We start from the raw sequence: 25,066 nt of genomic DNA, 5'->3' as shown, positions 1-25,066 counted from the left end.
GACGGCCCGGCGGTGCGATCAGCCTTCGAGTTCGTGCCGGACCCGGCGTGACGGGGTGAAGGTGTAGAGGTCGAGGATGCCGGGCGGCTCGGCGAGGCCGGGTCCGCCGTCCTTCACCCAGGCGGTGATGTCGGCCGCGGCGCCGGGGTCGTTGACCTGGCCGAGCCAGACGGGACGGCCACCGGCCCGACGGCCCTCGGCGGAGGGCTGGATGACGATGACGTTGGCGCGCTCGCACGCGTCCAGGCAGTCGGTACGCCGCACCATGGCGACCCCGGCCAGCGCGGTACGCAGGTCGGTGAGCTGGGCCTCGTGGTCGAGGCGCGGGACTTTGGCGGGGGTGCCGCAGCAACAGCCGCGGCAGACCGTGACGGTGGGCCTGGCCGTCCCCGTGACGACAGGCCCGGCGGCCGCCCCCGTGACGGGAGCGGTCTTCTTGCCACGGCGGCTCACGCGCGGCCCCTTTCCGTTGTCCGTTCCGTTGTGGCCGCGCGGTTCCACGCGGCGTCGCGCAGCAGCCGCAGCCCGTTGAGTCCGACGATGACGGTCGAGCCCTCATGCCCCAGCACACCGAGCGGCAGCGGCAGATGCCCCACCAGGTCCCAGACGACCAGGCCGGAGAGGAACACCCCGGCGATCACCAGATTCTGCACCACCAGACGGCGGGCCATGCGCGCGAGCGCGATGACGGTGGGGACCGTGGCCAGTTCGTCGCGGACGATGACGGCGTCGGCGGTCTCCAGAGCGAGGTCGGAACCGGCCCGGCCCATGGCGATGCCGGTATGGGCGGCGGCCAGCGCGGGGGCGTCGTTGACGCCGTCGCCGACGACCAGCACCCTGCGCCCCGCGGTCTCCTGCTCGCGGACGGCGGCGACCTTGTCCTGGGGCAGCAGCCCGGCGCGGACGTCCGTGATGCCGGCCTCCGCCGCGAGGCGGGCGGCGGCGCGCGGATTGTCGCCGGTCACCAGCATCGGCGTCCTGCCGGTCAGTGCGGCCAGGGAGGCGACGGTGGCGGCCGCGTCCGGCCGCAGCCGGTCGGCGATGCCCAGCACACCGACCGGGACGCCGTCGCGCTGGACGAGGACCGCGGTCCGGCCGCCGTCCTCCACCTCGCGTACCTCCTCCGAAGCTTGAGCCGATGTCGCGCCCGTGGCGTCGCCCGGCAGCCGGGCCGGGGCTCCGACCGCGATCGTGCGGCCGTCGACGCGGACGCTGACCCCGATGCCCGGGGCGGAGGCGAAGCCCACGGCGGCGGGGATGGTGAGGCCGCGGGCGCGGGCTGCGTCGACGACGGCGCGGGCCAGGGGGTGTTCGCTGGGGTGCTCGGCGGCGGCCGCCAGGGCCAGCAGGCCACCCTCCGTCAGATCGCTGCCGGGCAGCGGGCGGACGTCGGTGACGCGCGGGGTGCCTTCGGTGAGGGTGCCGGTCTTGTCCAGGGCGACCGCGTCGACCTGCGCGAGGCGTTCCATCACGACGGCGGACTTGACCAGGACGCCGTGACGTCCGGCGGTGGCGATGGCGGAGAGCAGGGGCGGCATGGTGGCCAGCACCACCGCACACGGCGAGGCGACGATCATGAAGGTCATCGCCCGCAGCAGCGAGCTGGTCAGGTCGCCGCCGAAGCCCAGGGGGATCGCGAAGACAGCCAGGGTGGCGGCGACCATGCCGAGGCTGTACCGCTGTTCGATCTTCTCGATGAACAGCTGGGTGGGGGCCTTGGTCGCGGAGGCTTCCTCGACCATCGCCACGATCCGGGCGATCACGGAGTCGGAGGCGTCCCGCTCCACCCGGACCCGTAGGGCGCCGGTGCCGTTCAGGGTGCCGGCGAAGACCTCGTCCCCGGCCTCCTTCACCACCGGCAGCGGCTCCCCGGTAATGGTGGCCTGGTCGACTTCGCCGGCCCCGTCCAGAACCCGGCCGTCGGCGCCGACGCGCTCGCCCGGGCGGATGAGGATGATGTCGCCGACCGCGAGGTGCGCGGTGGCGACCGTCTCCTCCGCGCCGTCGCCGCCGAGGCGGGTGGCGGTGGTGGGGGCGAGATCGAGCAGGCCGCGGACCGCGTCCTGGGTACGGGCGGTGGCCAGCGACTCCAGGGCGCCGGAGGTGGCGAAGATGACGATCAGCAGCGCGCCGTCCATCACCTGCCCGATCGCCGCCGCACCGATCGCGGCCACGATCATCAGCAGGTCCACGTCCAGCGTCCGCTCCCGCAGCGCCCGCACTCCCTCCCTGGCCGGCTCCCAGCCGCCGGTGAGGTAGGCGGCGGCGTACAGCGGGCCCCACGCCCAGGCCGGGGCGCCGGTCAGCTGGAGTGGCAGCGCGACCAGGAACAGCGCCACGGCGGCCCCGGCCCAGCGGGCCTCCGCCACCGCGAACACCCGCGTACGGCGCCGCGGCGCCGTCGCCGCAGCAGCCGGCACCGGCCGTCCGGGGCGCTGGAGCAGGACAGAGGGCATGACGGAACGACCCTTCACGGCGGAGGACGACGACATCTCCACCGTACAGGAATATCTGAACAGGTCTTCATGCGTCATCGGTAGGATGGACGCCATGGGTCATGGAGCCGACGGCAAGAACACCGCCACCACCCGCGAGCGTCTGGACGCCGTGGGGACGGCGGACGTGGCCGCGACCCTTCAGGCCCTGACCACCCCCTCGCGGCTGTACATCCTGGCCCGTCTCCAGGAAGGCCCGTGCGCGGTCGGGGATCTCGCCGAGGCCGTCGGCATGGAACCGTCCGCCTGCTCCCACCAGCTCCGCCTGCTGCGCAACCTGGGACTGGTGACGGGCGAACGCCGCGGCCGCTCGATCGTCTACGCCCTCTACGACCATCACGTGGCCGAACTGCTGGACCAGGCCCTGTTCCACGTCGAGCACCTGCGCCTGGGCCTGCACGACGCGGCGGCCGACGAAGCGGAACCGGCGACGGCCCGGCGGTAACGCTCGCCGGCACCTGTCGCACCCCGCGCTTCGTCCGTACAGGTCCGTACAGGTCCGCACTGGTCCACACAGACGAAAGCCCGGCAGCGCGCTGGGCGCGGTGCCGGGCTTCGTCGTGGTCCGTCCTGCGGGCAGGCGGCGCCGGGGTCAGGCAGCGGTGCGGCGGCCGCCTTCGGCGCCGCGTCCCGGGCGGCCGCGGCGGCCACGGCTGCCGCGTGCGGCGCCGCCCAGCCGGGCCGCGCCTCCACCCGTACCCGTACCCGCGCCTGTGCCCGGGTTCTTCCGTGCCGGACGGGCCGTGCGCGGCTTCTGCTTCGCCTGGACGACGGGCTGCGGCACCTCGATGGTGACGGCCACCCCGGAGGGCTCCCGCGCACCGGTGAGCTGCGCCAGCTCCTCGTCCGTGGACTTGATCCGCGCGGACCTGGGGTCGATCCCCGCGTCCGACATCAGCCGGGTCATCTCCCGCCGCTGCTCGGGCAGCACCAGCGTGACCACACTGCCGGACTCCCCCGCACGGGCGGTGCGCCCGCCACGGTGCAGATAGTCCTTGTGGTCGACGGGCGGGTCGACGTTCACGACCAGGTCGAGATCGTCGACATGGATGCCACGGGCCGCGACATTGGTCGCGACGAGGGCGGTGACCTGGCCGGTCTTGAACTGGTCGAGCGTCCGGTTGCGCTGCGGCTGCGAGCGGCCGCCGTGCAGTCCGGCGGCGCGTACGCCGCTGGCCAGTAGCCGCTTCACCAGCCGGTCCACGGACCGCTTGGTGTCCAGGAAGAGCAGCACCCGGCCGTCACGCGCCGCGATCCGCGTGGTGACGGCCTTCTTGTCGGTCTCGTCCGCGACGTAGAGCACGTGGTGCTCCATCGTGGTGACCGCGCCCTGGGACGGGTCGACGGAGTGGACCACGGGGTCCGTCAGGTACAGCCGTACGAGCCGGTCGATGTTCTTGTCCAGCGTCGCCGAGAACAGCATCCGCTGCCCGTCCGGCTCGACCTGCTTGAGCAGCGCCGTGACCTGGGGCATGAAGCCCATGTCGGCCATCTGGTCGGCCTCGTCGAGCACCGTGATCGAGACGCGGTCGAGCCGGCAGTCGCCGCGCTCGATGAGGTCCTTGAGCCGTCCGGGGGTCGCGACGAGCACCTCGGCGCCGCGCCGCAGCGCGCCCGCCTGCTTGCTGATCGAGAGCCCGCCGACGACCGTGGCCAGCTTCAGGTTCATGGCGGTCGCGTACGGGGTGAGCGCGTCGGTCACCTGCTGCGCCAGCTCACGCGTGGGCACCAGCACCATCGCGAAGGGCGCACGGGGCTCGGCACGCCGGCCCGCGGTGCGGGCGAGGAGCGCCAGACCGAAGGCGAGGGTCTTGCCGGATCCGGTACGTCCCCGGCCGAGGATGTCGCGGCCCGCGAGGGAGTTCGGCAGCGTCGCGCCCTGGATGGGGAACGGCTCGGTCACACCCTGGGCGGTGAGTGTCTTCAACAGGCCGGCAGGCATGTCCAGCTCGTCGAACGCCTCGACGGCCGGCAGTGCGGGGGTAATGGTCTCCGGCAGCGTGAATTCCTGCGGGCGCGCGACGGCGCGGCGGGCGGGTGCCTTCGCAGGCCCCTTGGCGCGGGAATTCACCGGGCGCTTACCGGCGGGTCGGGCAGCACGGGCCGGGCGTTCGGGTCGGGTCATTCGGAAAAAGCCTTCCTGGGCCTGAGGACAGCGCGAGCCGGGGCCCGCACCTGCACGGTGCGGGCCCCGGCACGAGGTACGCGTCCGGAAATTAGGCCGGGACGATGTTCTCCGCCTGCGGGCCCTTCTGGCCCTGCGTGACGTCGAACGAGACCTTCTGGCCCTCCTGGAGCTCACGGAAGCCCTGGGTGGCGATGTTCGAGTAGTGGGCGAAGACGTCGGCGCCGCCGCCGTCCTGCTCAATGAAGCCGAAGCCCTTTTCCGAGTTGAACCACTTCACGGTGCCAGTAGCCATGTCATTCTCCTAAAACAGGTGCAGAGCCGGAAATCCGCACTTTACGAATTCCTCGTCGCCGCATTGAGCCCCATCCGGAGAAGCCGGCAAAAACAATAATGCGCCTGAGGAACATTCCCGTCAGGCGCACATAAAGTTCATGGGTACCAAAACTGCAACGCAGTCAGCCTAGCACGCCCCGGCCGCGCACATCGAGCCCGACACACCCCGATGATCACGACCCCCGCCGACGGCCGGATCTCCCCCCGCGCGCCCTCGCCTGCCCCTCGCCCTCAGCCGTCCTCGCGCGGCGCGCTGTCGTCGTTCCCGCGCCGTACGGTGCGCAGCGGCCGGCCCGGCCGCCAGACCCGTACGACAAGATCTTCTCCCTCGACCCGGGTCTGTACGACCTCGGCGAGCTCCACCCGGAAGAGATGGAACGGCAGCGGCGGCCGGACCTCCGCGACGAACCGCGCGATCACGCTCTCGTCGCTCACCTCCACCGCCCGCCCGCCGACCCTGACGTCTCCGTCCGCCGCGATCCCGTCGCCGTTCCCGTCGCCTCTGTCGCCGCCTCCGCCCGGGTTCGCGTGCACGGCGAAGCGCGGATCGCGCAGCAGATCCTGGGCCTTGCGGGAATTGGGCATCATGCCGAGCCACAGCTCCCCGGAACGGAAGAAGACTTCGAGCCCCGTCACCCGCGGGGAGCCGTCCTTGCGGAGAGTCGCGAGGACATGGTGGGTGTACTGCTCGAATCGCCGCCGCACGGTCTCGGCGAAGCGGGGCTCCGCCGAGACGAAATCGGCCCAGGTGTGTGTCATACGTCCAGCCAACCCCGGATACCAGACATCTTCTGTCGCCTTTCCCGACGGGATGCGCGCAACCAGACCGGCGGGCCTACCTCTCAGCGGGGCGACGACGGAGCGTGACCGGGTTCCGTGCCGGGCGGGAGCGACACATGCGCCCAGACCATCTTCCCGGGCCCACGGCGCTCACTGACACCCCAGACGTCCGACAACGCGTCCACGAGGATCAGCCCCCGGCCACCGCTGTCATCAAGCTCCGGCGTCCGCTGCTGCGGCTGCTCGGAGGAGGCGTCGTGCACCTCGATACGCAGCCCGCCGTCGGGGCGCGGCACATACCGGGTCTCGATCTCCCGCCCCGGGGACACCCGGGCGTGCCGGGCGGCGTTCGTGAGTAACTCGGAGAGGATCAGCAGGGCCGAGTCCTCCAGGGCCGAAAGCCCCCAGTCGGCAAGCGCCTTACGCAACTCCAGCCGCGCGAGTCCGACACAGCTGGCATGCCGGCTCCACCGCAGAACGACGGCGTCGCCGAACGGGGAGTGGGCGTCGCTCATGCCCGGTCCGTGCGCCATCAGGCCACCGCCGGCCGACAGCCCACTGGCGAAAACAAGACTCGCGGCAGCGAATCGAAGAGGCGGACGATAAACTCCACCATTGTTGGCGCTCCTTCACTAAGCGTCGGCCACGCCCCCGGACGTCCAGCAACGTCGCGGGGGTCTTTCCATGTGGCGATGTGGCCAGGCGGAACCGCCCCCACGGCATTTATTGAATTCCCTTCGGAGAAGCCTCACTTCGGCTCTGTTCCGATTAGGGAAGGGGTGGTAACACCCTCCCCCATCGGGCACACTGAGTACATATCCGAGCTGTCACCAAAGGCCGTCCGTAGACGGCGACTTAGGCGAAGGAAGGTTCGATCGAAGTGGAGCTGAACAACGAATCGGGCAAGCTCACACCACGGTTGAGGCTGGGCAGGCGGGTACGTCGCCTGCGAGAACGGAAGGGACTGTCACTCCGTCAACTCTCCGAACATGTGGGCGGCTACTCGCACAGCTATCTCGGTCGGGTGGAGTTGGGAGACCAGCTACCGTCCGAAGCTCTGGTGAGTCTGTTGGACCAATTCTTCGACACCGATGGGGTGTTGGCCGAGCTGTTGGAGATGGCGCACGACTCGCTGATTCCCGACTACAGTCGGCGATTTATCAGCAAGGAGCCGTCGGCCGAGCGAATCCAGGTCTTCACGAGCAGCCTGATCCCCGGACTCCTCCAGACAGAAGAGTATGCACGGGAGCTGTTCCGCAGGGCGCTCCCCAGCGAGCCGGAAGACGAGCTGAACGAGCGCGTCGCTATCCGTATGCGCAGACAGCGGATTTTTCAACGCGAAGAGGCACTCCCCTACTGGGCGATCATCGACGAAGCCGCCCTGAAACGCCCAATGCTGTTCACGCAGCACATGGTTGAGCAGCTACGCCATCTCCTACAGATGGCCACTCGGCCTCGCACGGTGATTCAGATTCTCCCGTTCAACAGGGGCATGCACGCCATGCTGGGAGGGAGTATGACCCTCATGACCTTGGGGGAGGGCGGGACGATTGCGCTGGTCGAGAGCTTCGACTCCGGCGAAGCAGTAGAGTCAACGAAGGCGGTGGTTGAGCTGACTGAGCGCTTTGACGTGGTTCGCGCGATGGCTTCGACGGTCGATGAATCTCTCGACCTGATCCGCAGATACCTGAAAGAGTATGAAGATGAACTCGATTCCTGACGCTTCCGCTCTGGTCACCTGGCGCAAGTCGAGCTACAGCGAGAACGCGGCCGGCGGGTGCGTCGAGGTCTCCGACGGCTACCCCGCTGCCGTCCCTGTCCGTGACAGCAAGGACCCGCACGGCCCCGCCATCCTCTTCCCCACCCACTACTGGTCCACCTTCATCACCGCCGTCAAGCACGGAGAACTTCCCGCCTGAACGCACTGGACACCTGGGAGAATACGAAGATGAAGACGATTCCTGACGCATCCGCTCTGGCCGCTTGGCGCAAGTCCAGCTACAGCAACAACGGAGACGGCGCGTGCGTCGAGGTCTCCGACGGCTACCCCGCCGCCGTTCCCGTCCGCGACAGCAAGAACCCGCACGGCCCCGCCATCCTCTTCCCCACCCACCACTGGTCCACCTTCATCACCGCCGTCAAACACGGAGAACTTCCCGCCTAGTACTCCGGCTGTAGATCGTGATCTTCATACTTCAGCGGCTTGCCTCTGGTAATGACTGGTTTGGGATCCGGCCTGGTGTCGGCGTCGCCAGTCGGACCAACTGAGCCGGTGGGCGGCATCGTGCGTGGGCCGGATGACGAGGGTGATGAACAGGCGCTGGATCTCGTTGCAGGTGAGCGGTATGAGGCCTTGCGGTATCGGCTGGCGGTCGTGCTCGTCGGCTCGGACGACAGCGAGGAAGGCGTGGGCAAGCACGCTGAGGGTGACCCATCGGGACCAGGACATGTAGCGGCGGACCTGGTGCTCGTCCAGTCCGGCCAGGCCCTTGCCGGACTGGAAGAACTCCTCCACTCGCCACCTCGATCCAGCCACTCGCACCAGTTCGGTCAGCGGCACCGCTGTGGGCGAATAGCAACGGTAGTAGGCGAGTTCGCCGCTGCTGCGGTTCCGTCGGATCAACAGCTGCCGACTCCCGGGCCGGGGGTCGACGAGATCGATGACAGCCCAGTCGTAATAGCGGTGGCCCTTCGCTCCGGCTCCGGCCGACAGCTTCTGCCAGCCGCGTTTGGGTACCTTCTTGGCCAGGGTGTCGGCGCGGAACTTCCCGGCCGCGGTGGCGACTTCGTGTGAGCAGGCCACCGCGAGAACGTAGCCGGTGCTGCGTTCCTCCAGTGCGGTGCGCAGTTTCGGGTTACCGCCGTAGACCTCGTCGCCCGCCACCCACGCAGCCCGGTGGCCGGCGTCCAGGAACCGGGCAACCATGCGCGCGGCCAGTTCCGGCTTGGTGGCGAAGGTGGTGTCCTCACCGAGCCCGGCGACACGACAGCGGTCGGGATCAGAGGTCCAGGAACGTGGGACGTACAACTCCCGGTCCACCGCGGCGTGCCCGCGCCGACCGGCGTAGACCAGGTAGACGGCAACCTGTGCATTCTCGATCCTGCCGGCGGTGCCGGTGTACTGGCGCTGGACGCCGACCGTGCCGATGCCCTTCTTCACGTCGCCGGTCTCGTCGACTACCAGCACCGCCCGCTCGTCGTGCAGATGTTCCACCACATAGCCCCGCACGTCGTCACGGACCGCGTCGGCGTCCCATTTGGCCCGGCTGAGCAGGTGGTGCATGGCGTCCGGACTGGATTCCCCGACCCACTCGGCGATCATCCAGCAGTTCTTGCGCGGAAGGTCCGACAGGAGTCCAAGCACCAGCCGCTTGACTCGCCGCCGGGGTTCCACGCGCGCGAAACGACCCGCGATCCGGTTCATCAGGCCCTCGAACGCGTCCTGCCATCGGGCCGGGTCTACGCTGTGACCTGCGGCCACCGCTTGATCGTTCGTTGTCTTCACAAACCGCGATGATCACCGGTGGCCGCAACCATCTCGTCCCTGGTTCGCATGGCGGGATCGCGCGGCGACGGCCGGGACGCTAGGCCATCCAGCAGTACAGGCCGTGCCCCCACGCCTCGGCGGTGCGGGCCAGGCCCGCCAGATCACTCATGAGTTCCCCCGCCATCTCCGGGTCGAACGCCTCGCCCTCGGTGGCCCGTTCCTGGATCCACAACTCGCCGACTCCGGCAAGGCGATCTGCCGAAGCACCGGCCAGCGCCCCTTGAAGCGCAGACGAGATGACGAACAGAAGTGGGCCGTCCTCTTCTCCCGGGTCAGCAATCGTATGCGGCTCATCGGATGCGACGAGAGCCTCGAAGCTCTGCCCGGTGAGCAGGCTCTCCCACTCGATCACCGCCTCGGATGCATCGAAGTTGCCGCAGCTCAATGAGCCGAAGACTCCCTCCGGCCCGCTCTCCACGATGCTTGCCGCCGAGGTGTCGTCAGGGGCGATGAAGTACTTGATGATGATGCTCACCCGTGCATGGTGTCTGCTCAGACGGCCTCGGGACAGCCCCCGCACGAGCCCAGGGAACCCCGCCGAAAGCATCAAGATCACGATCTACAGCCGGAGTACTAGTGCTGCGACCGGAAACGATCACCGGGTTGGCGCTGACCGACCTTGCGTCGCTTGGATGTGACGACGCATCCGGTCGGCGGCGATACGGTCACAGCACTAGCATGCCCGGGTGCCCAACGAACCTGCCCCCGCCGTGCTGCTGGACCTGGCCCGACGGCTCGTGCACACGGCCTTCGGGGCGCGCGCGACCGAACCACAGCCGCTGGCGGCCGGCGCCTGGTCTCAGGCGTTCGAGATGACCATCGATGGCGTGGAGGCGGTCCTGCGCATCGGGGCACAGGGTACGGACTTCGCCAAAGACGAACTCGTCGCCGGTTTCGCCGGGCCCGGCCTGCCCGTGCCGCCGGTGCTGGCCCGGGGCGTGGTCGACACCTGGCACTATGCGATCTCGACACGCGCCCACGGGATCGGGTTCGACGACCTCCCCGCAACCGACGTGGCGCTGACGCTGCCGAGCCTGCTGACCACGCTCGACGCCATCGGCAGAATCGACCTGGCCGGCACCGCCGGCTACGGCATCTGGACCCCGGACGGGCAAGCTCCGTACGACTCCTGGCCGGACGCGTTGCTGGCCATCGGCACCGAGACGGCCCGGGTGCCCGGCTGGAGAGCGGCGCTGGCCAACTCCGAGTTCGGGCTCGGGCCGGTGGAAGCCGGGCTGGCCGCGCTCGCCGCACTGGCGCCGTACCTGCCCGACGAGCGCCACATGATCCACGGCGACCTGCTCAGTCACAACGTCCTCGCTGCCGGCGGCACCGTCACCGCCGTGCTGGACTGGGGCAACGCCCTGTACGGCGACAGCCTCTACGATGCGGCCTGGCTCATCTACTGGTGGCCGTGGTACCCGCAGTGGCGCGGAGTCGATATCTACGCCGCGTTGCTGGACCACTGGCGCACCACCGGCCCGCCTCCAACCCACCTGCGCGAGCGCCTCCACGCCTACCTCATCCATATCGGCCTCGATGCCATCGCCTACTGCACCTTCCAACGCCGCTGGGACGAAGTACGGTCCAACGCCGACATCGTGGCCGCGCTGGCCCACAGCGCGCCGGGCGAGTACGTCCTCAACCCACCCACGATTCGATCCTCGTAACGGCAACCACCAGCCCCAAAACCGGCCGTTTCCACCCTGCCAACTCGGTGAATCGGCTGCGCACCGGAATGCCGTGGCGGGATCTGCCTGCCGGTTTCGGTCCGTGGAAGACCGTGTACGAGCGGCATCGACACTGGTCGGCGCCGCCCTCTGGCCTTGCTGATCACGCCGGGGCAGTGGGGCGACGCCCCGCAGCTCATCCCGGTCATGGAACGCATCCGCGTCAGCCGCCTCAGCGGCGGACACCCGCGCACCCGGCCTGATCACCTCGGCGGCGACAAGGCGTACTCCTCCCTCCGCAACCACCGCTACCTGGGCCGACGCCAGACGCGCCTACATCTTCCACGGCACCGTCACCCTCGCCTCGATCAGGCTCTGGCTCCGCCCATCAATGCCAGGCAGGGCCTAGACGCCGGTCTGTCCGTCGACGAGTTCACGCACGACGTCGAGGTGACCGTTGTGGCGGGAGATCTCTTCGATGAGGTGGAGGAGCACCCAGCGCAGGTCCACGTGGCGGCCGTCGCTGATGGGACGCTCGGCCGTTGAGTTCAGGTCGCGGTCGGCCACCAGGCGGCGATAGCGGGTGCTCTGTTCCTCGTACTCGGCGAGAAGCTGGGGCAACGGGACGTCGACCGCGGTCCGCATCTCGGGGTCGGGGTCGTCGTCGGTCGCAGCCGTGAGCGGCCCCTCGGGCTCCTCACCGAGAAACATCACCTGGACCCAGTGATGCTCGACCCATCGCAGGTGGCTGATCAGCCCGCACATCGTCATCAACGGTGAATTCGGGAGCGGTGCCTTGCGGGCATCTTCCTCGGACAAGCCCTCACACTTGGCTCGCGCCGTGGCACGGGAGTAATCCAGAAAGGTGGCCAACTGTGTACGTTCGTCCCACGTGGGGGGTGTATCGGTTCGTTGTGTCATCGCGGGTGAGGTTCCCACAGCTCGGAGGCGGCGTCGCGTGATTTAGAAGCCGCGTGAAGCCGCGCAGGCAAGCAATCAACCACCGCCTTGCGCCGGCACGGCCTGCAAGATCCGCCGGACAGGCCCTGGGTACTGCCCGGCACATCGGCCTCAGACGCGGTCGATGGCTTCTTGGGCTCCGGCACGGATCTTGTTCTGAGGCGCGTTCTCGTGGCGCGGAAGCAGCAGCGGAGTTGCCAGGAGGAGGACTCCGGCGACTGCGATCGCAGTGCGGGGGCCGGTGACGGCGGCGAGCAACCCCCACAGGGCGGTCAGCGTCGCGATGGCAGCGTTGCCGCTGATCGACCAGGCCGCCAGGGTGCGGGCGAGCCGGTTGGGGTCAATGTGGTCGAGCCGGTAGGTGGCCAGCACGGGGTTGAACAGGCCGCAGCAGGTCACCAGACCGAATTGGACGGCGATGACGAGGACGATCCCGGGGACGCCGGGCTGGACGAACGCCAATCCGAGCGGCCAGCACGCACGCAGCGTCCCCGCGGTAAGCATCACCTTGTGCTGACCGAACCGCGCCACGAGCCGGTGCGCGAGGCGTGAGCCGATGAGACCACCGACGCACGGGACCGCGAACACGAGACCGTACTGCCAGGGCGCGAACCCGAAGCGGTCCAGCAGGAGTACGGCGAGCAGCGGCTCGGACGCCATGATCAGGCCGTTGACCGCGATGGCGTTGAGGAACAGCGGGCGCAGCGCGGGGTGGGTGAGGATGTGGCGCCATCCTTCGAGCAGATCGCGTGCTCGCAGCCGCGGTGCGCCGGCCCGCGCGGGGCGCGGTTCCGTGCCGACGATGGCGCGGATGCCCAGCGCCGAGAACAGATAGCTGACCGCATTGGCGGCCAAGGTCGTCACCGGGCCGAACAGCCCGATCGCGGCCCCGCCGAGCGGCGGGCCGACCATGGTCGCGGTCCATGTCGTGGACTCGAACCGGCTGTTCGCGACGAGCAGGTCCTCCCGCGGCACGAGCGCCTTCAGATACGCGCCGCCAGCCGCCCTGAAGGCGATGTCGGCCGCGGCGACGACGACGGAGACGACAAGGAGCTGGGTGAAGCTGAGCCGGCCGAGCGCGTACGCGGCGGGGATGCTCATCAACGCCGCGAACCGGGTCAGGTCCATCGCCATCATGACCGGCCGTTTACGGCGGAACTCCACCCATGGGCCGAGCGGTACCGCCACCACGGCCCCCACTGCCCGTCCCACGGCAGCCAGCGCCGCCACCTGGGCCGGCCCGCTGTGCAGCACGAGGACCGCGATCAGGGGAAACGCGCCGAAGCCGAGCCCAGTGCCGTACGAGCTGACCGCGAACGCCGCCCACAACCACCCGAACCGCCTCCCTAACGCCCGCCTGCCCGCCATACCCGATGCGCCTCTCGCCGACCCGAACAAACACGCGCTGACCACCGGCATCAAAGCGAAGAGGGGAGGTCCGGATCAAACAACCGATCCGCGAGGAAGGCACAACCATTCGTTGTGCAGATAGCTTGACCGGCATGGATCTCGATGCTGTGCGCACCGTCGTGACCGCCGCGGACGCGGGACGGTTCCAGGACGCCGCCGCCGAGTTGTCGATCACCCAGCAGGCCGTCTCCAAGCGCATCGCCACACTGGAGAAGACCCTCGGCGTGCGGCTGTTCACCCGTACCGCGCGCGGAGTGAAGCTCACCATCGACGGACAGGCGTTCCTGCCCCACGCCCGCGACCTCCTACGGGCCGAAGAGCGGGCGGTCGCCTCCGTACGTCCCGGCCGCCGTGCGCTGCGTGTCGACGTGATCGGCCGGCGACTCGCCCCGGCCGCCCTGCTGCACGACTTCCATCGCGAGCGTCCCGAGATCGAGCTCGATGTCGTGACCCTCTTCGACGTCGACGCGGCCATCAACGCTATCCGGGCCGGCACGATCGACGCGTCTTTCCGTGCCGTCACCATGCCCGGCCGGCAGCTCCCCGACGACATCGGGGTCGCCCGGGCCTTTGACGAGCCAATCCAGCTTCTGACCGGGCCGGCCCACGAGCTCGCCGCCGCTCGCGCGGTCACCCCCGCCGAGCTCGCCGGGCACCGGATCTGGGTGCCCGGCATCGTGCCCGGAACCGAGTGGGCCGCCTACTACGACGCTCTCGCCACCGCGTTCGCTCTCACCATCGAGACCACCGGCCCCGACTTCGGCACCGAGCCCCTGCTGGACACCCTCGCCGACTCCCGGTCACTGGCGACCTTCGTCGGCGAGCGGACACATCTCCTCTGGCCCGCCGACCACGACTTGCGACGCATCGCTGTGTGCGGTCCGACCCCGGTCTACCCGCACTCACTGCTATGGCACCGCGACAACCCCCACCCGGCACTCGCCACGCTCCGCGACCACCTCTCCCCCGGCCGCCGCGAACCCCCCACCGCCGAGACCTGGACACCGTCATGGGCATAGCGGCCAGGACCAAGACCCGCCGGACAGGCCCTCGTCCTGTGACCCCTGTGCCCTGGAGTGTTCGCGGGGTGCGATCGAGGTGTCCCGGGGTTCGGCGAGGAGTGTGCTGATCGTCTTGGCGAGCGTGGTGGTGTCGACGGGCCGGGAGGTGTCGACGGTCAGGAGGCGGCCGTTCAGTCGTAGTGGGCCCGGGTGCGCGGCCCAGGTGGCGACGCGTTCGCGGATCTGGTCGCGGGTGAAGTCCTCGTCGAGATGTCCTGGGTGGCGCTTGCGTGTACGGAACCGGTCAACGACCAGTTCGGTGTCGCAGTCACAGAACACTTCGACCAGACGGGCGTCGAGCTGGTGCAGTCGTCCGGGGGCGGTGTCGTGGTGCCACCAGTTGACGAGCACCGCCCGCGCCGCCTGGGCCGCGAGGGCGAACAGGATGTCGTCGGCGGCTCGGCTGAGCCGGTAGCGCCATGTCTGGTCGCCGACGCCGAGGGAGTCGTAGAGCGACTCCAGGATCACGTCCTTGTCGATGACCGGCAGAGCCAGTTCCTCGGCGAGCCTTCGGGCGAGGGTGGTCTTTCCGCTGGCCGGGAGACCGGAGACGATCACGAAGGCGTTGTCGGTCACGGCGTCAGTGTGCCGCAGCCCGGATCCTCTCCGCGTCCGCCGGGGTCAGGCCCGCCGTGGCCGTTCAGGCGTGGCGGGCTGCGGTGTCGGCGATGCGTTGCAGTGTGGCCAGATGGCCGGCCAGCGCGTCGCGTCCGTCCTCGGTGAGCGCCAGCCAGGTCCGTGGAGTCTTTCCGACGTGCCCCTTGCGGACCGCGACGTAGCCGAGCTGCTCCAGCGCGGTGACGTTCTTCGACAGGTTCGAGGGCGACAGATCGCAGTACTCCTGAACCGCCCGGAACTCCGCCTCGTCACAGCCCGACAGAAACGCCGCGATCCGGAGGCGGTTGGCGGTCCGGAAGGCATCGTTCAGTTCGTCCGTCATGCACGCACCTGCTTGCGCAGCGACACCCAGGTGTAGGTGCCCGCCACGATCCCCAGGCCGGCCCAGATCCAGCGGGTGTCCGGGGTGGCGCTCAGCGCGCAGATCAGGATGGCTACGCAGCTGGCGGCCACGGACCGCCATTTCTGCCGGGCCGGGCCACGCAGGCCGGTGACTCCCTGGCGGGCGCGGATACGCAGCACGAGCTGGGCGGCGGCGAGTGCGCACAGCAGGCCCGCCGCTACGGTCAGCGCCTTCAGCAAGCCGTTGGAGGAACCGGCGCCGGCCAGGGCCAGCGCGGCGGCCACCAGGACGGCGCAGGTGGGCGGGGCCCAGCGCGGCAGCGCGGGCTGCACGGAGGCGTCGTAGGACTGGCGGGCCTGTTCGAGGTTACGTCGGGCTTCTTCGGCGTCCATGGTTGCCATGATGGAACGTACTTTCCTAATTTTCAAGTAGTGGCCTTCCGGAAAGCTCGGTGGGGCCGTTGGTCGCGGCGTTGGCGTAACGGCGGGCCAGGTGCGCGAAGGCGTCTGTGAGCTCGGGCGGCCCGATGACCTGGATGTCGGCGTCGTATCTGCCGATGGTGGCGGCCAGTCCGGGCCATGACCACGCGCCCAGGACGAGCCGGCAGCGGTCCGGGCCGAGTTCTTCGACGATGCCGTCGCGGGTGTAGCTGGACACGACGGGGGCGGGCAGGTCGAGGATCACCTCACCGCGGCAGGGCCGGTCGCCGGAGCCGTCGGATCCCTGGAACCTGCCGGCGATGAAGGCGGCCACCTCCCCTCCGGGCAGTTCGCGCGGGGTGAAGCGGGGCCCCGTGGGGGTGCGTGGGGTGATCCGGTCGACGCGGAAGGTGCGCCAGTCGTCGCGGTCGAGGTCCCAGGCGACGAGGTACCAGCGCCCGCCCCAGGTGACGAGGTGGTGCGGCTGCGCCCGGCGTGGCGCGGTCGCAGCGGGGTCGGCGGCGGCTCCCGGCGGGGACGCGGAGGTGTAGTCGAAGCGCAGCACCTCGCGGGCGTGGACGGCCGCGCTGAGCATCACGAGAACATGCGGGTCGGCCTGCGGATTCGGCTGGGTTCCCGCGCGTTCGACGGCGGTGACCTGGAGGGCGTCGACGCGATGGCGCAGCCGGGCGGGCATGACCTGCCGGACGGTGTTCAGGGCGCGCGCCGCGGCTTCCCCGATGCCGGCGCCGGTGGTGGTGGCGGTCTGAAGTGCGACGGCGAGGGCGACGGCCTGCTCGTCGTCGAACAGCAGCGGCGGCAGTTCCGCACCGGCGTCGAGCCGGTACCCCCCGTCGGGGCCCTTGCTGGCCACGACCGGGTAGCCGAGCTCGCGCAAACGGTCGACATCTCGGCGCACGGTGCGCGGGCTGACCTCCAGCCGCTCGGCCAGCAGCTGCCCCGGCCAGTCCCGGCGCGCCTGAAGCAGGGAGAGCAGGGACAGCAGTCGCGCTGAGGTCTTCGGCATGACGCCAGTATTGCCCCGAGAAGCGGACACATCCTGTCCTCTTCCCCTGCGACGGTGGTCCCGTGCCGAACAACGAGAACGACCAGAAGGACCCGATCACTGTGACCGCCACGAACACGCCCCCCTCCGCTCTCGACGGCAAGTCGGCCGCAGCTCTCGACAGCGAGCGGGCCGATCTGCTCGCCGGGCTCGCGACCGCGCGATCCGCCTTGACGGACACGACACGCGGGCTCAGCGACGAGCAGGCCGGCGAGCGCCCGACGGTCAGCGCGCTGTGCCTGGGCGGCCTGATCAAGCACGTCGCGTCCATCGAGGACGGATGGCTGCGCTTCGCGGTCGAGGGGCCTTCGGCGATGCGTTACGACCTGCCCGACGGTGTCACCTGGGCCGACCTCGCGGCCGGTACCGCGCGCGAGTTCCCGCAGTGGGCGATCGACCACCAGAACAACTTCCGGATGCTGCCCGGCGAGACGCTGGCCGGGATCCTCCAGCAGTACGAGCAGGTCGCAGCCCGGAGTGAGGAGATCATCACCGCCGTCCCCGACCTGTCGGCGACGCACCCGCTGCCGGAGGCGCCCTGGAACGAGCCGGGAGCGGTGTGGAGCGTACGCCGGGTGCTGACGCACGTCATCGCCGAGACCGCCCAGCACGCCGGGCACGCGGACATCCTGCGCGAGTCCCTCGACGGGCAGAAGTCGACCGACCGATGACCGTTCTCGACAGCCGGGCGCTCAACCGCGCGACGCTCGCCCGGCAGATGCTGCTCGATCGCGCCGATCTACCGGTCCTCGACGCCGTCGCGCACCTCGGCGGTCTCCAGGCGCAGGAGCCGCAGGAACCGTTCGTCGGGCTCTGGTCGCGGGTACGTGCGTTCGACCCGGCGGTCCTCTCGGACCTGCTGACCCGGCGAAGCGTGGTGCGGACCCACCTCATGCGCCGCACCGTCCACCTCGTCACCGCCGACGACGCCCTCGCCTGGCGAGCCCGCCACGACGCCATGCTGCGCCAACGGGTGCTGGGGACCTACCGCCGCGAGCTCGACGGGACCGATCTCGACGAGCTCGCCGCGGCGGGCCGGGCGGTGATGGCCGACGGCGAGCCCCGCTCGATGACCGAGCTCGTGCGGGCTCTCCCCGAGCGCTGGCCGACGCCGGGACCGCGGGCCCTGGGCGAGATGCTGGTCGCCGCCCTCGTCCCGGTGGTGCAGCTGCCGCCGCGCGGGCTGTGGCGCACCAAGGCAGGGGTGCGCAACGTCCTGCTCTCCTCCTGGCTGGGCCGAGAGATCGACCCACCCACGCTGGATGGCTCCGACCCGGTCGGCCAGGCGCTGGTACGGCGTTACCTGGCCGCCTTCGGCCCTGCGGCCTCGGCCGACCTGCGCGCCTGGTGCGGTCTCGCCGGACTCCCGGCCGCGGTGGCCGCGATACGCGAGGAACTGGTCACCTTCCGCGACGAACGCGGCCGCGAGCTGTTCGATCTCCCCGACGCGCCACGCCCCGACACCGGCACACCCGCCCCCGTGCGGTTCCTGCCGGCGTTCGACAACGCGATCCTCGGCTACCAGGACCGCGGCCGGATCATCGACGACGCGCACCGCGGTCTCTCGGTCGCCGGTGAGCGCGTTGTGCTGGTCGACGGCCGGGTCGCCGCGACCTGGACCGTCAACGCCGGCACCGTGGTCGTCACCCCGCTGCGCGGCTTTTCCAAAGCCGACCGCGCCACCGTCGCCGAGCAGGGGAGGGAACTGGCCTCGTTCCTCTCCGACAACGAAAGCCACCGCGTACGAGTCGCCGCCTCTCCTCGCTGAGCGGTTCAGCGGTTCAGCGGTTCAGCGGTTGAAGCAGGCCCTACGGACGTTGTCGCGGGGGCTCGTGGATCTGGTGCAGTCCCAGCGGTGCGGGCGCGGGCAGGGGCTCGGTGCGGTCGGCCCGAAAAGACTGGAGGAGGTAGGCGACCAGGCGTCGGGACGCGGCCGGCGAGGTCTCCGGGGACTCGCCCCCGACGCCGCTGTTGGCCAGCAGCACCAGCGTGATGTCGCTGCGGTCGAAGTCCTGGCGCAGCTGCCCGGCGTCCTTGGCCCGCCGCACCAGCTCGTCGAGACCCTTCTCGGCGCGGGCGCGTTCACGGTCGTAGTCGACGCTGTCGGGGAACTGGGAGAGGAACGCGCGGGTGAAGCCGCGGTCGGCGGCCTGCATCGTGCACACCTTTTCGATGACGGAGCAGAATCCGTGCCAGGGATCCGGGTCCTCCAGCGCCTCGTCGAGCACGGCCACACAGAGGGCGAGCTGCTCGGCGAAGGCCTCGGTCACGAGCGAGGCACGGGTGGGGAAGCGCCGGTAGAGGGTGGCGACCCCGACACCGGCCCGCCGGGCGATGGCGGTGATGGGCACATCGATCCCGTGGACGGCATACGCCTCGCGCGCGGCCCTGAGGATGCGGTCGCGGTTGTGCCGGGCATCGGCGCGCAGTTCCTTCGTATCGGCGGCCGCGCCGGAATCAGCGGCATCGACCGCATCCTTTTGAGAGGGCTGAGCAGGCATGTCTCTCACTTTAGCCCAAGTGGAAGGGTCCGTCCGTTTACGGCGTTAGCGTGGGAACGCAAGTGGAATCCCCCTACCGCTTACGGTGCCGGCACCCGGCGCCGAGCACAGAAGAGACAGGACCAGCAGGTGAAGGAAATGCGCGCGGCGCTCTACGACAGCTACGGCCCTCCCGAGGTGCTCTACGAGGGCACGGTCCCCGTGCCCTCCCTCAAGCAGGGCGAGGTACTGGTCCGGGTTCACGCGGCCAGCGTCAACGGGGGCGAGCTGTACGGACGGGCCGGCCGCGTGCGTCTGGTGACCGGCCGCCGCTTTCCCCAACGGACGGGGCTCGACTTCGCCGGCGAGATCGCGGAGGTGGATGCCGCGGTGACCGGACTGCGGGAGGGCGACCGGGTCTGGGGGGTCCTGCCCCGCCGCCGATTCGGCAGTGCGGCCGAGTACGTGGCCGTCCGCCCCCGGCAGCTGTCCCTCGCCCCCAAGAACCTGACCCTTGTCGAGGCGGCCTCTCTTCCCGTCGGTACGACCGCGATGACCGCCCTACGCGCCAAGGCGCGGCTCGAGCCGGGCGAACGGCTTCTCGTACGGGGTGCCAGCGGCGGCGTCGGCAGCGTCGCCGTCCAGCTCGGCAAGGCACTCGGCGCCCACGTCACCGCACTGGCAGGCCCGAAGAACCTCGGCTTCGTCCAGGACCTGGGAGCGGACGAGGCCATCAGTTACACCACGGCCCACCCGTCCGAACTGGGCACCTTCGACGTCGTCCTGGACACCGTCGGCACCCAGCACCGCGCCTTCCGGCGACTCCTGGCCCCGGGGGGACGCATGGTGTCCATCACCTTCGACGTCGACCACATCCCTGCCGGCCTCGGCTACCTTCTCGCGTCCGCCGTCCACGGCACCCGCAGGGTGCGCTTCTTCAGCGGCAACCCCCGGCATGAGCTGTTCGCCGAACTGACCCGGTACGTGGAGAGCGGCGCCATCCGCCCCGTCGTGGACACCGTCCACCCGCTGGCCGGGATCGCCGCCGCCCACCGCGCCCTGGAGGCCGGCGGCGTACGGGGAAAGCACGTCATCCAGATCGTGTGACGTCGTGCTCAGGGGCGGTCCAGCTGTCGAGGAGCCGCATCGCCTGGGCGCTGTCGGATCCGGGCTCGACGTTGTAGACGCACAGGGTCTGGTCGGGGTCGCCCGGGGGCTGGAAGGACTCGTACGAGAAGACGAGGTCACCGGCGACGGGATGGCGGTAGCGCTTGGTGCCGTGGGTGCGGCGCAGGACGCGGTGGTCGTTCCACCAGGTGGTGAACTCCGGTGACTTCAGGGTGAGCTCACCCACCAGGTCGGCGAGCCGCCGGTCGTGCGGGTAGCGGCCGGCTTCCAGGCGCAGCATGGCGACCGTCTCGGCCGAGAGCTGGGCCCAGTCGGTGACCCGCTCGCGGGCCTCCGGGTCCAGGAGGTAGAAGCGCGCGAGGTTGCGGCGGGGTGCGGGCAGCGCGTCGAAGTCGGTGAGGACGGCGCGGGCCAGGCGGTTGGAGGCCAGCACATCGGTGCGCCGCCCCAGGACGAAGGCCGGTACGTGGTCGAGGGTCTGGAGCATCAGATGCAGACCGGGCCGCACGCGCTGCGGGCCGGTGGGGGTCCGTCGGGCGGCGGTGGGGCGGGCGAGCAGATCGGTGAGATGTTCGCGTTCGGCCGGATCGAGCTGGAGAGCGCGGGCGAGGGCCTCGATGACCTCGGGCGAAGGGTTGCCGGCCCTGCCCTGCTCCAGGCGCGTGTAGTACTCGGTGCTGACACCGGCGAGACGGGCCACCTCGTCCCTGCGGAGCCCGGGCACGCGTCGGGCCCGTCCGTCCGCGGGCAGCCCGGCCAGGCCCGGGGTGATCCGGGCACGGCGTGAGCGCAGGAAGTCGGCTGTCTCGGAGCTGCGGTCCATAGCACCAGTGTGGTCGCCCCGCGGGGCGTCGACCTGCGCGCCGGGTGGTCCTGCCGGTACCTGTTTTCCTGGTACCTGCCTGGTCAGAGCCCTCTCGACCGGGTGCGGAGGAGGGTGGGGAGTGGTGTGCTGGATAGGGGCCCGGCGGTCACCGGCCGTCGGTCCCGGCTCCTGTTCGTTCGCCGTTTCGGAAGGTGTGACCACCTCATGTCGACACATACTCACTCCCAGCCTCTCGCCGGCCGCGTGGCGGTCGTCACCGGCGCCTCCAGCGGCATCGGAGAGGCCTCCGCCGAGCATCTGGCCGCGCTGGGCGCCAAGGTCGCCGTCCTCGCGCGCCGCGCGGAGAAGCTGGATGACCTCGTCGCCCGGATCGAGAAGGACGGCGGCACCGCGCTGGCGCTGACCGCCGATGTCACCGACACCGCCGCGGTGCACGCCGCGGCCGACCGGGTACGGTCCGAGCTGGGCGGGGCCGATCTGCTGTTCAACAACGCTGGTGTGATGCTCCCGGCCCCCATAGAAGAGCTGCGCACCGACCAGTGGCAGCACCAGATCGACCTCAACATCACCGGCCTGATGAACGTCGTCGGGGCGTTCACCCCGCAGCTGGTCGAGTCGGCCGGGAAGCGCGGGGTCGCCGACCTGATCAACACCGCGTCGATCGCGGCGCAGAACATCTTCCCGAACTTCGCCGTCTACTCCGGCACCAAGGCGTACGTCACGCACTTCTCCCGCACGCTGCGGACGGAGCTGGGCCCGAAGAACGTACGGGTGGCGGCGATCGAGCCGGGCATCGTGGGCACGGAACTGCAGAACCACGTCACGGACCCGGGAGCGCGGGAGTGGCTGGACGGCTCCAAGGACACGATGGAGTGGCTGACCCCGCAGGACATCGCGGAGACGATCGGCTTCATCGCCACCCTGCCGCCGCGCGTCAACCTCCAGCAGGTCACCATCATGCCGACCGGCCAGCCCAGCTGACCGCACCGGAGCGGTTCCATGCCTCGCCGAGACCGGGGCGGGTTCTCGTACAACCGTCCGGCCCCTGTGCGTGTCTTCTCTTCACACACCTGCTCGACTGTGCGGGCGAGTGATCCGTATGCGCACTCCTCAAAGGGGCACCATGAGATCTGCTTCCACAGCCCGCGCGCTGCGGCGCGCGGCCGGGGCGGTCACCGTCGCGGGGCTGGCCTGGGCGCTGGCGGCAGCTCCCGTCGCCGCCGCCGACCGGGCGGAGCCGGGTCCTGACCTGGCGTTCGGACAGACCGCTCCGATCGACGGAGTGGAGCCGGGAAGCACGACCGGGGTCGCGTTCACGGTGAAGAACAAGGGCGACGCGCCCGCCTCCGGTCTGTCGCTGTTCATCGACGGGTCGCAGGGGCTGTCCTTCGCCAAGGAGTACTCGAACTGCGTTTACGACAAGACCCCGGCCCAGGACGAGGGCCCGGCGCAGGTGAACGCGGTCTGCGACATCGAGCAGACCTTGGAGCCCGGTGTCGTCTACGTGCCTGAGGAGCCTGTGGGCGTCACCCTCCTGGACCGTGCGCTGTACGAGCATCTGAGCCTGACCATTCAGGAGGACTCGCTCACCTTCCCCGGCGGAACCCAGCACGGTGGCGGGGCGGATCCGGTGCTGCGGCTCGTCGCGCAGGAGCCGCCGGCCGATCCCGGCGCCGTCTACGGTCAGCAGCAGCAGTACGTCTTCATCACCGCGGAGAACACCGCGGACTTCGCGCTCACCGGAGCGAAGGTCAAGGGCAAGGCGGGCGACACCGTCAACGCGGAGGTGACGTTCGCCAACCAGGGACCGGCCTGGGTGAAGAACGATGTCGGCTCCCCCATCGGTGTCTTCGACGTCGGTATCCCGCAGGGCACCAAGGTCACCAAGGCCCCGGAGTTCTGCGTTCCGTCGGGCTCCTCGGCCTACCGCTGCACGACGCCGTACAACTACGTCGACGAGAACAGCGAGCGTGCGTACGTCTTCGGGCTGCGGATCGACAAGGTCGTCGCGAACGCCACCGGCAAGGTGGCGTTCGTCAAGGGCGATCACCGCTGGGGAACGCTGCCGTTCGACAAGAACCCGAAGAACAACGCGGCTTCTCTCGTCGTCAACGCGTCCACCGGCGGCACGGGTGAGGAGGCGCAGTCGGCCGGCGGCAGCTCCGGCGGCGCCACGCCAGGCAGTGGCACCCCGAGCGGTGGCGCTCAGGACGACGAGCTGGCCGACACCGGGAGCGCCGGCACCGTACTCGTCGGAGGAGCGGTCGCCGCGGCCCTCCTCGTAGCCGGCGGATTCGCCCTCACCGCGCGTCGCAGGACCGGGCGGTCCTAGGACTGTCCGGTCGCGGCGCCGTGCGGCGAGTTCAGACCGGGCGGAGCGTGACGAGCGCCGCTTGGCCCTCGCTCAGGAGGGTCAGCGGCGCGCTTCCCGGTTCCGGGGGCGCCACGATCGCCGCGTCGTAGCGGGCGAGCCGTGTGTCCCCGAGCGTCAGCGTGGTCTCCAGGGCGACGGCAAGGACGGTCGCCCCTGGCGGTACGGGGACCGGGAGGCAGCCCCGTACGACGGCGACCGACGCGGCGACCCTGTCCCTGCGGGACATGACGTTGAAGTTGACCACCGGGCCCGCCAGCAGCAGGCAGTGCGTCGGCAGGTCGCCCGGGAAGTGCTGCGGGACGTAGCGCTCGTCCACCAGGCGGCGCCGACCGCCGACCGTGAGGTCCATGCCCGCGCCCTCGACCACGGTCAGCGTCCGGTCGACGCCGGGGAAGGTGGAGAACGGGCCGTCCGCCGCGACCTCCGCGAGGCTGATCCGCCAGTCGAAGCCGTCCGTCCCCGCGCCCTCGGGCCAGGACGCCAACTCGCGGGTGATTCCGCCGCCGTTCTTCCATGGCACCGCCGTCCGGCCGGCGGCCCGCAGGATGCGCGGCGTCACCGTACGATGCCCAACGCCCGTGCCTGGCGCAGCCACTGGGGGAATTCGCCGAGCAACCGGTCGTACAGCTCGGCGTCGCCGACCTGCCGGGGGTCCTTGCCGGCGTGGAAGAAGCCGGCGTTGTCGACGGGGCGTTTCGCCGGGACGGCGAGTGCGTCCAGCGTGCGCAGGAAGTCGAACTGCCGGCTGTCCGGGTCGCCGAAGCCGATGAACTGCCAGAACAGCGGCAGCGCGGCCGCCTTGCACAGATACCGCTCGGCGGCGGGCTTGCTGACCGGGCCGCCGTCCGTCTGGAAGACCACCAGCGCGGGCGCGGTCGCGCCGCTGTCCAGGTAGTGGTCGACCACCGCGTCCATGGCCAGGTGATAGCTGGTCCTGCCCATGTGCCCGAGCCCGGCGACGATCTCGTCGACGCGTCCGTGGTGATTGGCCAGCGAGATGTCCGTCTCCGCGTCGATGTCCGTGGAGAAGACGACGACCGGGACGATGCCGTCGTCGTCGAGGTTCGCGGAGAGACCGAGGACCCGGTCGGCGAGCGCCTGGACGCTGCCGTCCTTGTAGTAGTCCCGCATGGAGCCGGAGTGGTCGAGGACCAGATAGACGGCGGCCCGCTGCCCGCGCAGTCCGTTCTTCTCCAGCGAGAGCGCCGCGTGCTTGTAGAGACTGACGAGCGCGGGCGCGGTCTCCTCGATCTTACGAAGGCTGATGGCCGGCCCGGTGGGGGCGGCTGCGGTGACCATGCGTGGTCTCCTTCGGTCGACGGGGACGGAAGTCCCGCGATTATGCCACCGGGGCCTGTGCCCGCCGCCCCGGTCGCACGCCCCATTCGCACACCACGGCACCCCGGTCGCATGCCACGGCACGGCACG

The 25,066-nt window shown here is 70.2% G+C and carries 29 protein-coding genes and 1 pseudogene; 12 read left to right on the top strand and 18 right to left on the bottom strand.

What is annotated here, in order from left to right; all coding sequences use genetic code 11:
• Positions 1-18: 18 nt before the first annotated feature.
• On the bottom strand, positions 19-453 hold the full coding sequence (locus ACFVWW_RS31270) for a (2Fe-2S) ferredoxin domain-containing protein (protein WP_384187967.1): 435 nt from the start codon (positions 451-453) through the stop codon (positions 19-21).
• Positions 450-2,456 carry a heavy metal translocating P-type ATPase gene (locus ACFVWW_RS31265; RefSeq protein ID WP_384187969.1) on the bottom strand — a complete coding sequence of 669 codons (2,007 nt, stop codon included), beginning with the start codon at positions 2,454-2,456 and terminating at the stop codon, positions 450-452. Before ACFVWW_RS31265 ends, ACFVWW_RS31270 begins: the two co-directional genes overlap by 4 nt.
• Positions 2,457-2,550: 94 nt before the next feature.
• Here ACFVWW_RS31265 and ACFVWW_RS31260 point away from each other — a divergent pair, with 94 nt between their 5' ends.
• Positions 2,551-2,940, top strand: coding sequence for an ArsR/SmtB family transcription factor (locus tag ACFVWW_RS31260; RefSeq protein WP_384188120.1), 390 nt, complete (start codon positions 2,551-2,553; stop codon positions 2,938-2,940).
• Between the two features lie 147 nt (positions 2,941-3,087).
• Here ACFVWW_RS31260 and ACFVWW_RS31255 read toward each other — a convergent pair whose 3' ends face one another.
• The 4 genes from ACFVWW_RS31255 to ACFVWW_RS31240 all read right to left on the bottom strand — a co-directional run bounded on the left by ACFVWW_RS31255 (position 3,088) and on the right by ACFVWW_RS31240 (position 6,251).
• Positions 3,088-4,620, bottom strand: coding sequence for a DEAD/DEAH box helicase (locus ACFVWW_RS31255; RefSeq protein WP_384187971.1), 1,533 nt, complete (start codon positions 4,618-4,620; stop codon positions 3,088-3,090).
• 91 nt (positions 4,621-4,711) lie between these two features.
• Entirely contained in the window at positions 4,712-4,915 is a 204-nt protein-coding gene (locus ACFVWW_RS31250; RefSeq protein WP_015607926.1) for a cold-shock protein, read from the bottom strand.
• A 272-nt stretch (positions 4,916-5,187) separates the two neighbouring features.
• The gene (locus tag ACFVWW_RS31245; protein WP_384187973.1) at positions 5,188-5,715 is read right to left on the bottom strand and encodes a pyridoxamine 5'-phosphate oxidase family protein; all 528 of its coding nucleotides are present in this window, start codon (positions 5,713-5,715) and stop codon (positions 5,188-5,190) included.
• 83 nt (positions 5,716-5,798) lie between these two features.
• Positions 5,799-6,251, bottom strand: a complete 453-nt coding sequence (locus ACFVWW_RS31240; RefSeq protein WP_384187975.1) for an ATP-binding protein — start codon at positions 6,249-6,251, stop codon at positions 5,799-5,801.
• A gap of 365 nt (positions 6,252-6,616) precedes the next feature.
• Here ACFVWW_RS31240 and ACFVWW_RS31235 point away from each other — a divergent pair, with 365 nt between their 5' ends.
• The 3 genes from ACFVWW_RS31235 to ACFVWW_RS31225 are packed head-to-tail and all read left to right on the top strand — an operon-like array spanning position 6,617 to position 7,900.
• Complete coding sequence (locus tag ACFVWW_RS31235) at positions 6,617-7,456, top strand: Scr1 family TA system antitoxin-like transcriptional regulator (RefSeq protein WP_384331411.1); 840 nt, start codon at positions 6,617-6,619, stop codon at positions 7,454-7,456.
• Positions 7,440-7,655: a DUF397 domain-containing protein gene (locus tag ACFVWW_RS31230; RefSeq protein ID WP_386877802.1), complete on the top strand. Its 216-nt coding sequence runs from the start codon at positions 7,440-7,442 to the stop codon at positions 7,653-7,655. The genes ACFVWW_RS31235 and ACFVWW_RS31230 overlap by 17 nt, the downstream gene beginning before the upstream one ends.
• A gap of 29 nt (positions 7,656-7,684) precedes the next feature.
• Positions 7,685-7,900, top strand: a complete 216-nt coding sequence (locus ACFVWW_RS31225) for a DUF397 domain-containing protein (RefSeq protein ID WP_384187979.1) — start codon at positions 7,685-7,687, stop codon at positions 7,898-7,900.
• Between the two features lie 24 nt (positions 7,901-7,924).
• Here the strand turns inward: ACFVWW_RS31225 and ACFVWW_RS31220 are convergent, their stop codons facing one another.
• Entirely contained in the window at positions 7,925-9,160 is a 1,236-nt protein-coding gene (locus ACFVWW_RS31220) for an IS701 family transposase (RefSeq protein WP_386877803.1), read from the bottom strand.
• A 160-nt stretch (positions 9,161-9,320) separates the two neighbouring features.
• Positions 9,321-9,758 (bottom strand): hypothetical protein, encoded by a 438-nt coding sequence (locus ACFVWW_RS31215; RefSeq protein WP_386877804.1) that lies wholly within the window; start codon positions 9,756-9,758, stop codon positions 9,321-9,323.
• A gap of 211 nt (positions 9,759-9,969) precedes the next feature.
• On the opposite strand from ACFVWW_RS31215, the gene ACFVWW_RS31210 reads away from it, so the two are divergent.
• Entirely contained in the window at positions 9,970-10,953 is a 984-nt protein-coding gene (locus ACFVWW_RS31210) for a phosphotransferase family protein (protein WP_386877805.1), read from the top strand.
• A 53-nt stretch (positions 10,954-11,006) separates the two neighbouring features.
• Positions 11,007-11,325: pseudogene (locus ACFVWW_RS31205) on the top strand (transposase); the annotation flags it as partial.
• A gap of 33 nt (positions 11,326-11,358) precedes the next feature.
• On the opposite strand, the gene ACFVWW_RS31200 reads toward ACFVWW_RS31205, so the two are convergent.
• On the bottom strand, positions 11,359-11,874 hold the full coding sequence (locus tag ACFVWW_RS31200) for a DinB family protein (RefSeq protein WP_384187985.1): 516 nt from the start codon (positions 11,872-11,874) through the stop codon (positions 11,359-11,361).
• A 150-nt stretch (positions 11,875-12,024) separates the two neighbouring features.
• Positions 12,025-13,281: an MFS transporter gene (locus tag ACFVWW_RS31195; RefSeq protein WP_386877806.1), complete on the bottom strand. Its 1,257-nt coding sequence runs from the start codon at positions 13,279-13,281 to the stop codon at positions 12,025-12,027.
• Between the two features lie 134 nt (positions 13,282-13,415).
• Here ACFVWW_RS31195 and ACFVWW_RS31190 point away from each other — a divergent pair, with 134 nt between their 5' ends.
• On the top strand, positions 13,416-14,342 hold the full coding sequence (locus ACFVWW_RS31190) for a LysR family transcriptional regulator (protein ID WP_386877807.1): 927 nt from the start codon (positions 13,416-13,418) through the stop codon (positions 14,340-14,342).
• Here ACFVWW_RS31190 and ACFVWW_RS31185 read toward each other — a convergent pair.
• The 4 genes from ACFVWW_RS31185 to ACFVWW_RS31170 all read right to left on the bottom strand — a co-directional run bounded on the left by ACFVWW_RS31185 (position 14,331) and on the right by ACFVWW_RS31170 (position 16,791).
• The gene (locus ACFVWW_RS31185) at positions 14,331-14,960 is read right to left on the bottom strand and encodes an AAA family ATPase (RefSeq protein ID WP_386877808.1); all 630 of its coding nucleotides are present in this window, start codon (positions 14,958-14,960) and stop codon (positions 14,331-14,333) included. The genes ACFVWW_RS31190 and ACFVWW_RS31185 overlap by 12 nt on opposite strands.
• A gap of 64 nt (positions 14,961-15,024) precedes the next feature.
• Positions 15,025-15,324, bottom strand: coding sequence for a transcriptional regulator (locus ACFVWW_RS31180; RefSeq protein WP_384187996.1), 300 nt, complete (start codon positions 15,322-15,324; stop codon positions 15,025-15,027).
• On the bottom strand, positions 15,321-15,737 hold the full coding sequence (locus ACFVWW_RS31175) for a hypothetical protein (protein ID WP_384187999.1): 417 nt from the start codon (positions 15,735-15,737) through the stop codon (positions 15,321-15,323). The genes ACFVWW_RS31180 and ACFVWW_RS31175 overlap by 4 nt, the downstream gene beginning before the upstream one ends.
• 25 nt (positions 15,738-15,762) lie before the next feature.
• The gene (locus tag ACFVWW_RS31170; RefSeq protein WP_386877809.1) at positions 15,763-16,791 is read right to left on the bottom strand and encodes a helix-turn-helix transcriptional regulator; all 1,029 of its coding nucleotides are present in this window, start codon (positions 16,789-16,791) and stop codon (positions 15,763-15,765) included.
• A 101-nt stretch (positions 16,792-16,892) separates the two neighbouring features.
• On the opposite strand from ACFVWW_RS31170, the gene ACFVWW_RS31165 reads away from it, so the two are divergent.
• Entirely contained in the window at positions 16,893-17,501 is a 609-nt protein-coding gene (locus tag ACFVWW_RS31165) for a DinB family protein (protein WP_386877922.1), read from the top strand.
• Positions 17,498-18,598: a winged helix DNA-binding domain-containing protein gene (locus tag ACFVWW_RS31160; protein ID WP_386877810.1), complete on the top strand. Its 1,101-nt coding sequence runs from the start codon at positions 17,498-17,500 to the stop codon at positions 18,596-18,598. The genes ACFVWW_RS31165 and ACFVWW_RS31160 overlap by 4 nt, the downstream gene beginning before the upstream one ends.
• A 40-nt stretch (positions 18,599-18,638) precedes the next feature.
• Here the strand turns inward: ACFVWW_RS31160 and ACFVWW_RS31155 are convergent, their stop codons facing one another.
• The gene (locus ACFVWW_RS31155; protein ID WP_386877811.1) at positions 18,639-19,331 is read right to left on the bottom strand and encodes a TetR/AcrR family transcriptional regulator; all 693 of its coding nucleotides are present in this window, start codon (positions 19,329-19,331) and stop codon (positions 18,639-18,641) included.
• Positions 19,332-19,460: 129 nt separating this feature from the next.
• Here ACFVWW_RS31155 and ACFVWW_RS31150 point away from each other — a divergent pair, with 129 nt between their 5' ends.
• Positions 19,461-20,417, top strand: a complete 957-nt coding sequence (locus tag ACFVWW_RS31150) for an NAD(P)-dependent alcohol dehydrogenase (RefSeq protein WP_386877812.1) — start codon at positions 19,461-19,463, stop codon at positions 20,415-20,417.
• On the opposite strand, the gene ACFVWW_RS31145 is transcribed toward ACFVWW_RS31150, so the two are convergent.
• Entirely contained in the window at positions 20,401-21,261 is an 861-nt protein-coding gene (locus ACFVWW_RS31145; RefSeq protein WP_384188014.1) for a helix-turn-helix transcriptional regulator, read from the bottom strand. The two genes, ACFVWW_RS31150 and ACFVWW_RS31145, sit on opposite strands and share 17 nt — an antisense overlap.
• Before the next feature lie 207 nt (positions 21,262-21,468).
• Between ACFVWW_RS31145 and ACFVWW_RS31140 the strand changes: the two genes are divergently transcribed.
• Positions 21,469-22,245, top strand: a complete 777-nt coding sequence (locus ACFVWW_RS31140) for an SDR family oxidoreductase (RefSeq protein ID WP_384331440.1) — start codon at positions 21,469-21,471, stop codon at positions 22,243-22,245.
• Between the two features lie 142 nt (positions 22,246-22,387).
• Entirely contained in the window at positions 22,388-23,596 is a 1,209-nt protein-coding gene (locus ACFVWW_RS31135) for a hypothetical protein (protein ID WP_386877813.1), read from the top strand.
• 31 nt (positions 23,597-23,627) lie between these two features.
• Here ACFVWW_RS31135 and ACFVWW_RS31130 read toward each other — a convergent pair whose 3' ends face one another.
• Positions 23,628-24,197 carry a HutD family protein gene (locus ACFVWW_RS31130; RefSeq protein ID WP_384188022.1) on the bottom strand — a complete coding sequence of 190 codons (570 nt, stop codon included), beginning with the start codon at positions 24,195-24,197 and terminating at the stop codon, positions 23,628-23,630.
• Positions 24,194-24,937, bottom strand: coding sequence for a vWA domain-containing protein (locus ACFVWW_RS31125; protein WP_386877814.1), 744 nt, complete (start codon positions 24,935-24,937; stop codon positions 24,194-24,196). Before ACFVWW_RS31125 ends, ACFVWW_RS31130 begins: the two co-directional genes overlap by 4 nt.
• Between the last annotated feature and the right edge of the window lie 129 nt (positions 24,938-25,066).

This window comes from Streptomyces sp. NPDC058198, assembly GCF_042882605.1.
Lineage (GTDB): Bacteria > Actinomycetota > Actinomycetes > Streptomycetales > Streptomycetaceae > Streptomyces.
This window is presented reverse-complemented; position numbering and strand designations above follow the sequence as displayed.

Bases quoted from the DNA above. Each gene is read 5' to 3' on its own strand.
- ACFVWW_RS31125 (WP_386877814.1), bottom strand. From the start codon at position 24,937: ATGGTCACCGCAGCCGCCCCCACCGGGCCGGCCATCAGCCTTCGTAAG.
- ACFVWW_RS31195 (WP_386877806.1), bottom strand. From the start codon at position 13,281: ATGGCGGGCAGGCGGGCGTTAGGGAGGCGGTTCGGGTGGTTGTGGGCG.
- ACFVWW_RS31260 (WP_384188120.1), top strand. From the start codon at position 2,551: ATGGGTCATGGAGCCGACGGCAAGAACACCGCCACCACCCGCGAGCGT.
- ACFVWW_RS31140 (WP_384331440.1), top strand. From the start codon at position 21,469: ATGTCGACACATACTCACTCCCAGCCTCTCGCCGGCCGCGTGGCGGTC.
- ACFVWW_RS31135 (WP_386877813.1), top strand. From the start codon at position 22,388: ATGAGATCTGCTTCCACAGCCCGCGCGCTGCGGCGCGCGGCCGGGGCG.
- ACFVWW_RS31225 (WP_384187979.1), top strand. From the start codon at position 7,685: ATGAAGACGATTCCTGACGCATCCGCTCTGGCCGCTTGGCGCAAGTCC.
- ACFVWW_RS31230 (WP_386877802.1), top strand. From the start codon at position 7,440: ATGAACTCGATTCCTGACGCTTCCGCTCTGGTCACCTGGCGCAAGTCG.
- ACFVWW_RS31245 (WP_384187973.1), bottom strand. From the start codon at position 5,715: ATGACACACACCTGGGCCGATTTCGTCTCGGCGGAGCCCCGCTTCGCC.
- ACFVWW_RS31160 (WP_386877810.1), top strand. From the start codon at position 17,498: ATGACCGTTCTCGACAGCCGGGCGCTCAACCGCGCGACGCTCGCCCGG.
- ACFVWW_RS31190 (WP_386877807.1), top strand. From the start codon at position 13,416: ATGGATCTCGATGCTGTGCGCACCGTCGTGACCGCCGCGGACGCGGGA.
- ACFVWW_RS31145 (WP_384188014.1), bottom strand. From the start codon at position 21,261: ATGGACCGCAGCTCCGAGACAGCCGACTTCCTGCGCTCACGCCGTGCC.
- ACFVWW_RS31265 (WP_384187969.1), bottom strand. From the start codon at position 2,456: ATGCCCTCTGTCCTGCTCCAGCGCCCCGGACGGCCGGTGCCGGCTGCT.
- ACFVWW_RS31200 (WP_384187985.1), bottom strand. From the start codon at position 11,874: ATGACACAACGAACCGATACACCCCCCACGTGGGACGAACGTACACAG.
- ACFVWW_RS31180 (WP_384187996.1), bottom strand. From the start codon at position 15,324: ATGACGGACGAACTGAACGATGCCTTCCGGACCGCCAACCGCCTCCGG.
- ACFVWW_RS31250 (WP_015607926.1), bottom strand. From the start codon at position 4,915: ATGGCTACTGGCACCGTGAAGTGGTTCAACTCGGAAAAGGGCTTCGGC.
- ACFVWW_RS31240 (WP_384187975.1), bottom strand. From the start codon at position 6,251: ATGAGCGACGCCCACTCCCCGTTCGGCGACGCCGTCGTTCTGCGGTGG.
- ACFVWW_RS31170 (WP_386877809.1), bottom strand. From the start codon at position 16,791: ATGCCGAAGACCTCAGCGCGACTGCTGTCCCTGCTCTCCCTGCTTCAG.
- ACFVWW_RS31155 (WP_386877811.1), bottom strand. From the start codon at position 19,331: ATGCCTGCTCAGCCCTCTCAAAAGGATGCGGTCGATGCCGCTGATTCC.
- ACFVWW_RS31220 (WP_386877803.1), bottom strand. From the start codon at position 9,160: ATGAACCGGATCGCGGGTCGTTTCGCGCGCGTGGAACCCCGGCGGCGA.
- ACFVWW_RS31255 (WP_384187971.1), bottom strand. From the start codon at position 4,620: ATGACCCGACCCGAACGCCCGGCCCGTGCTGCCCGACCCGCCGGTAAG.
- ACFVWW_RS31175 (WP_384187999.1), bottom strand. From the start codon at position 15,737: ATGGACGCCGAAGAAGCCCGACGTAACCTCGAACAGGCCCGCCAGTCC.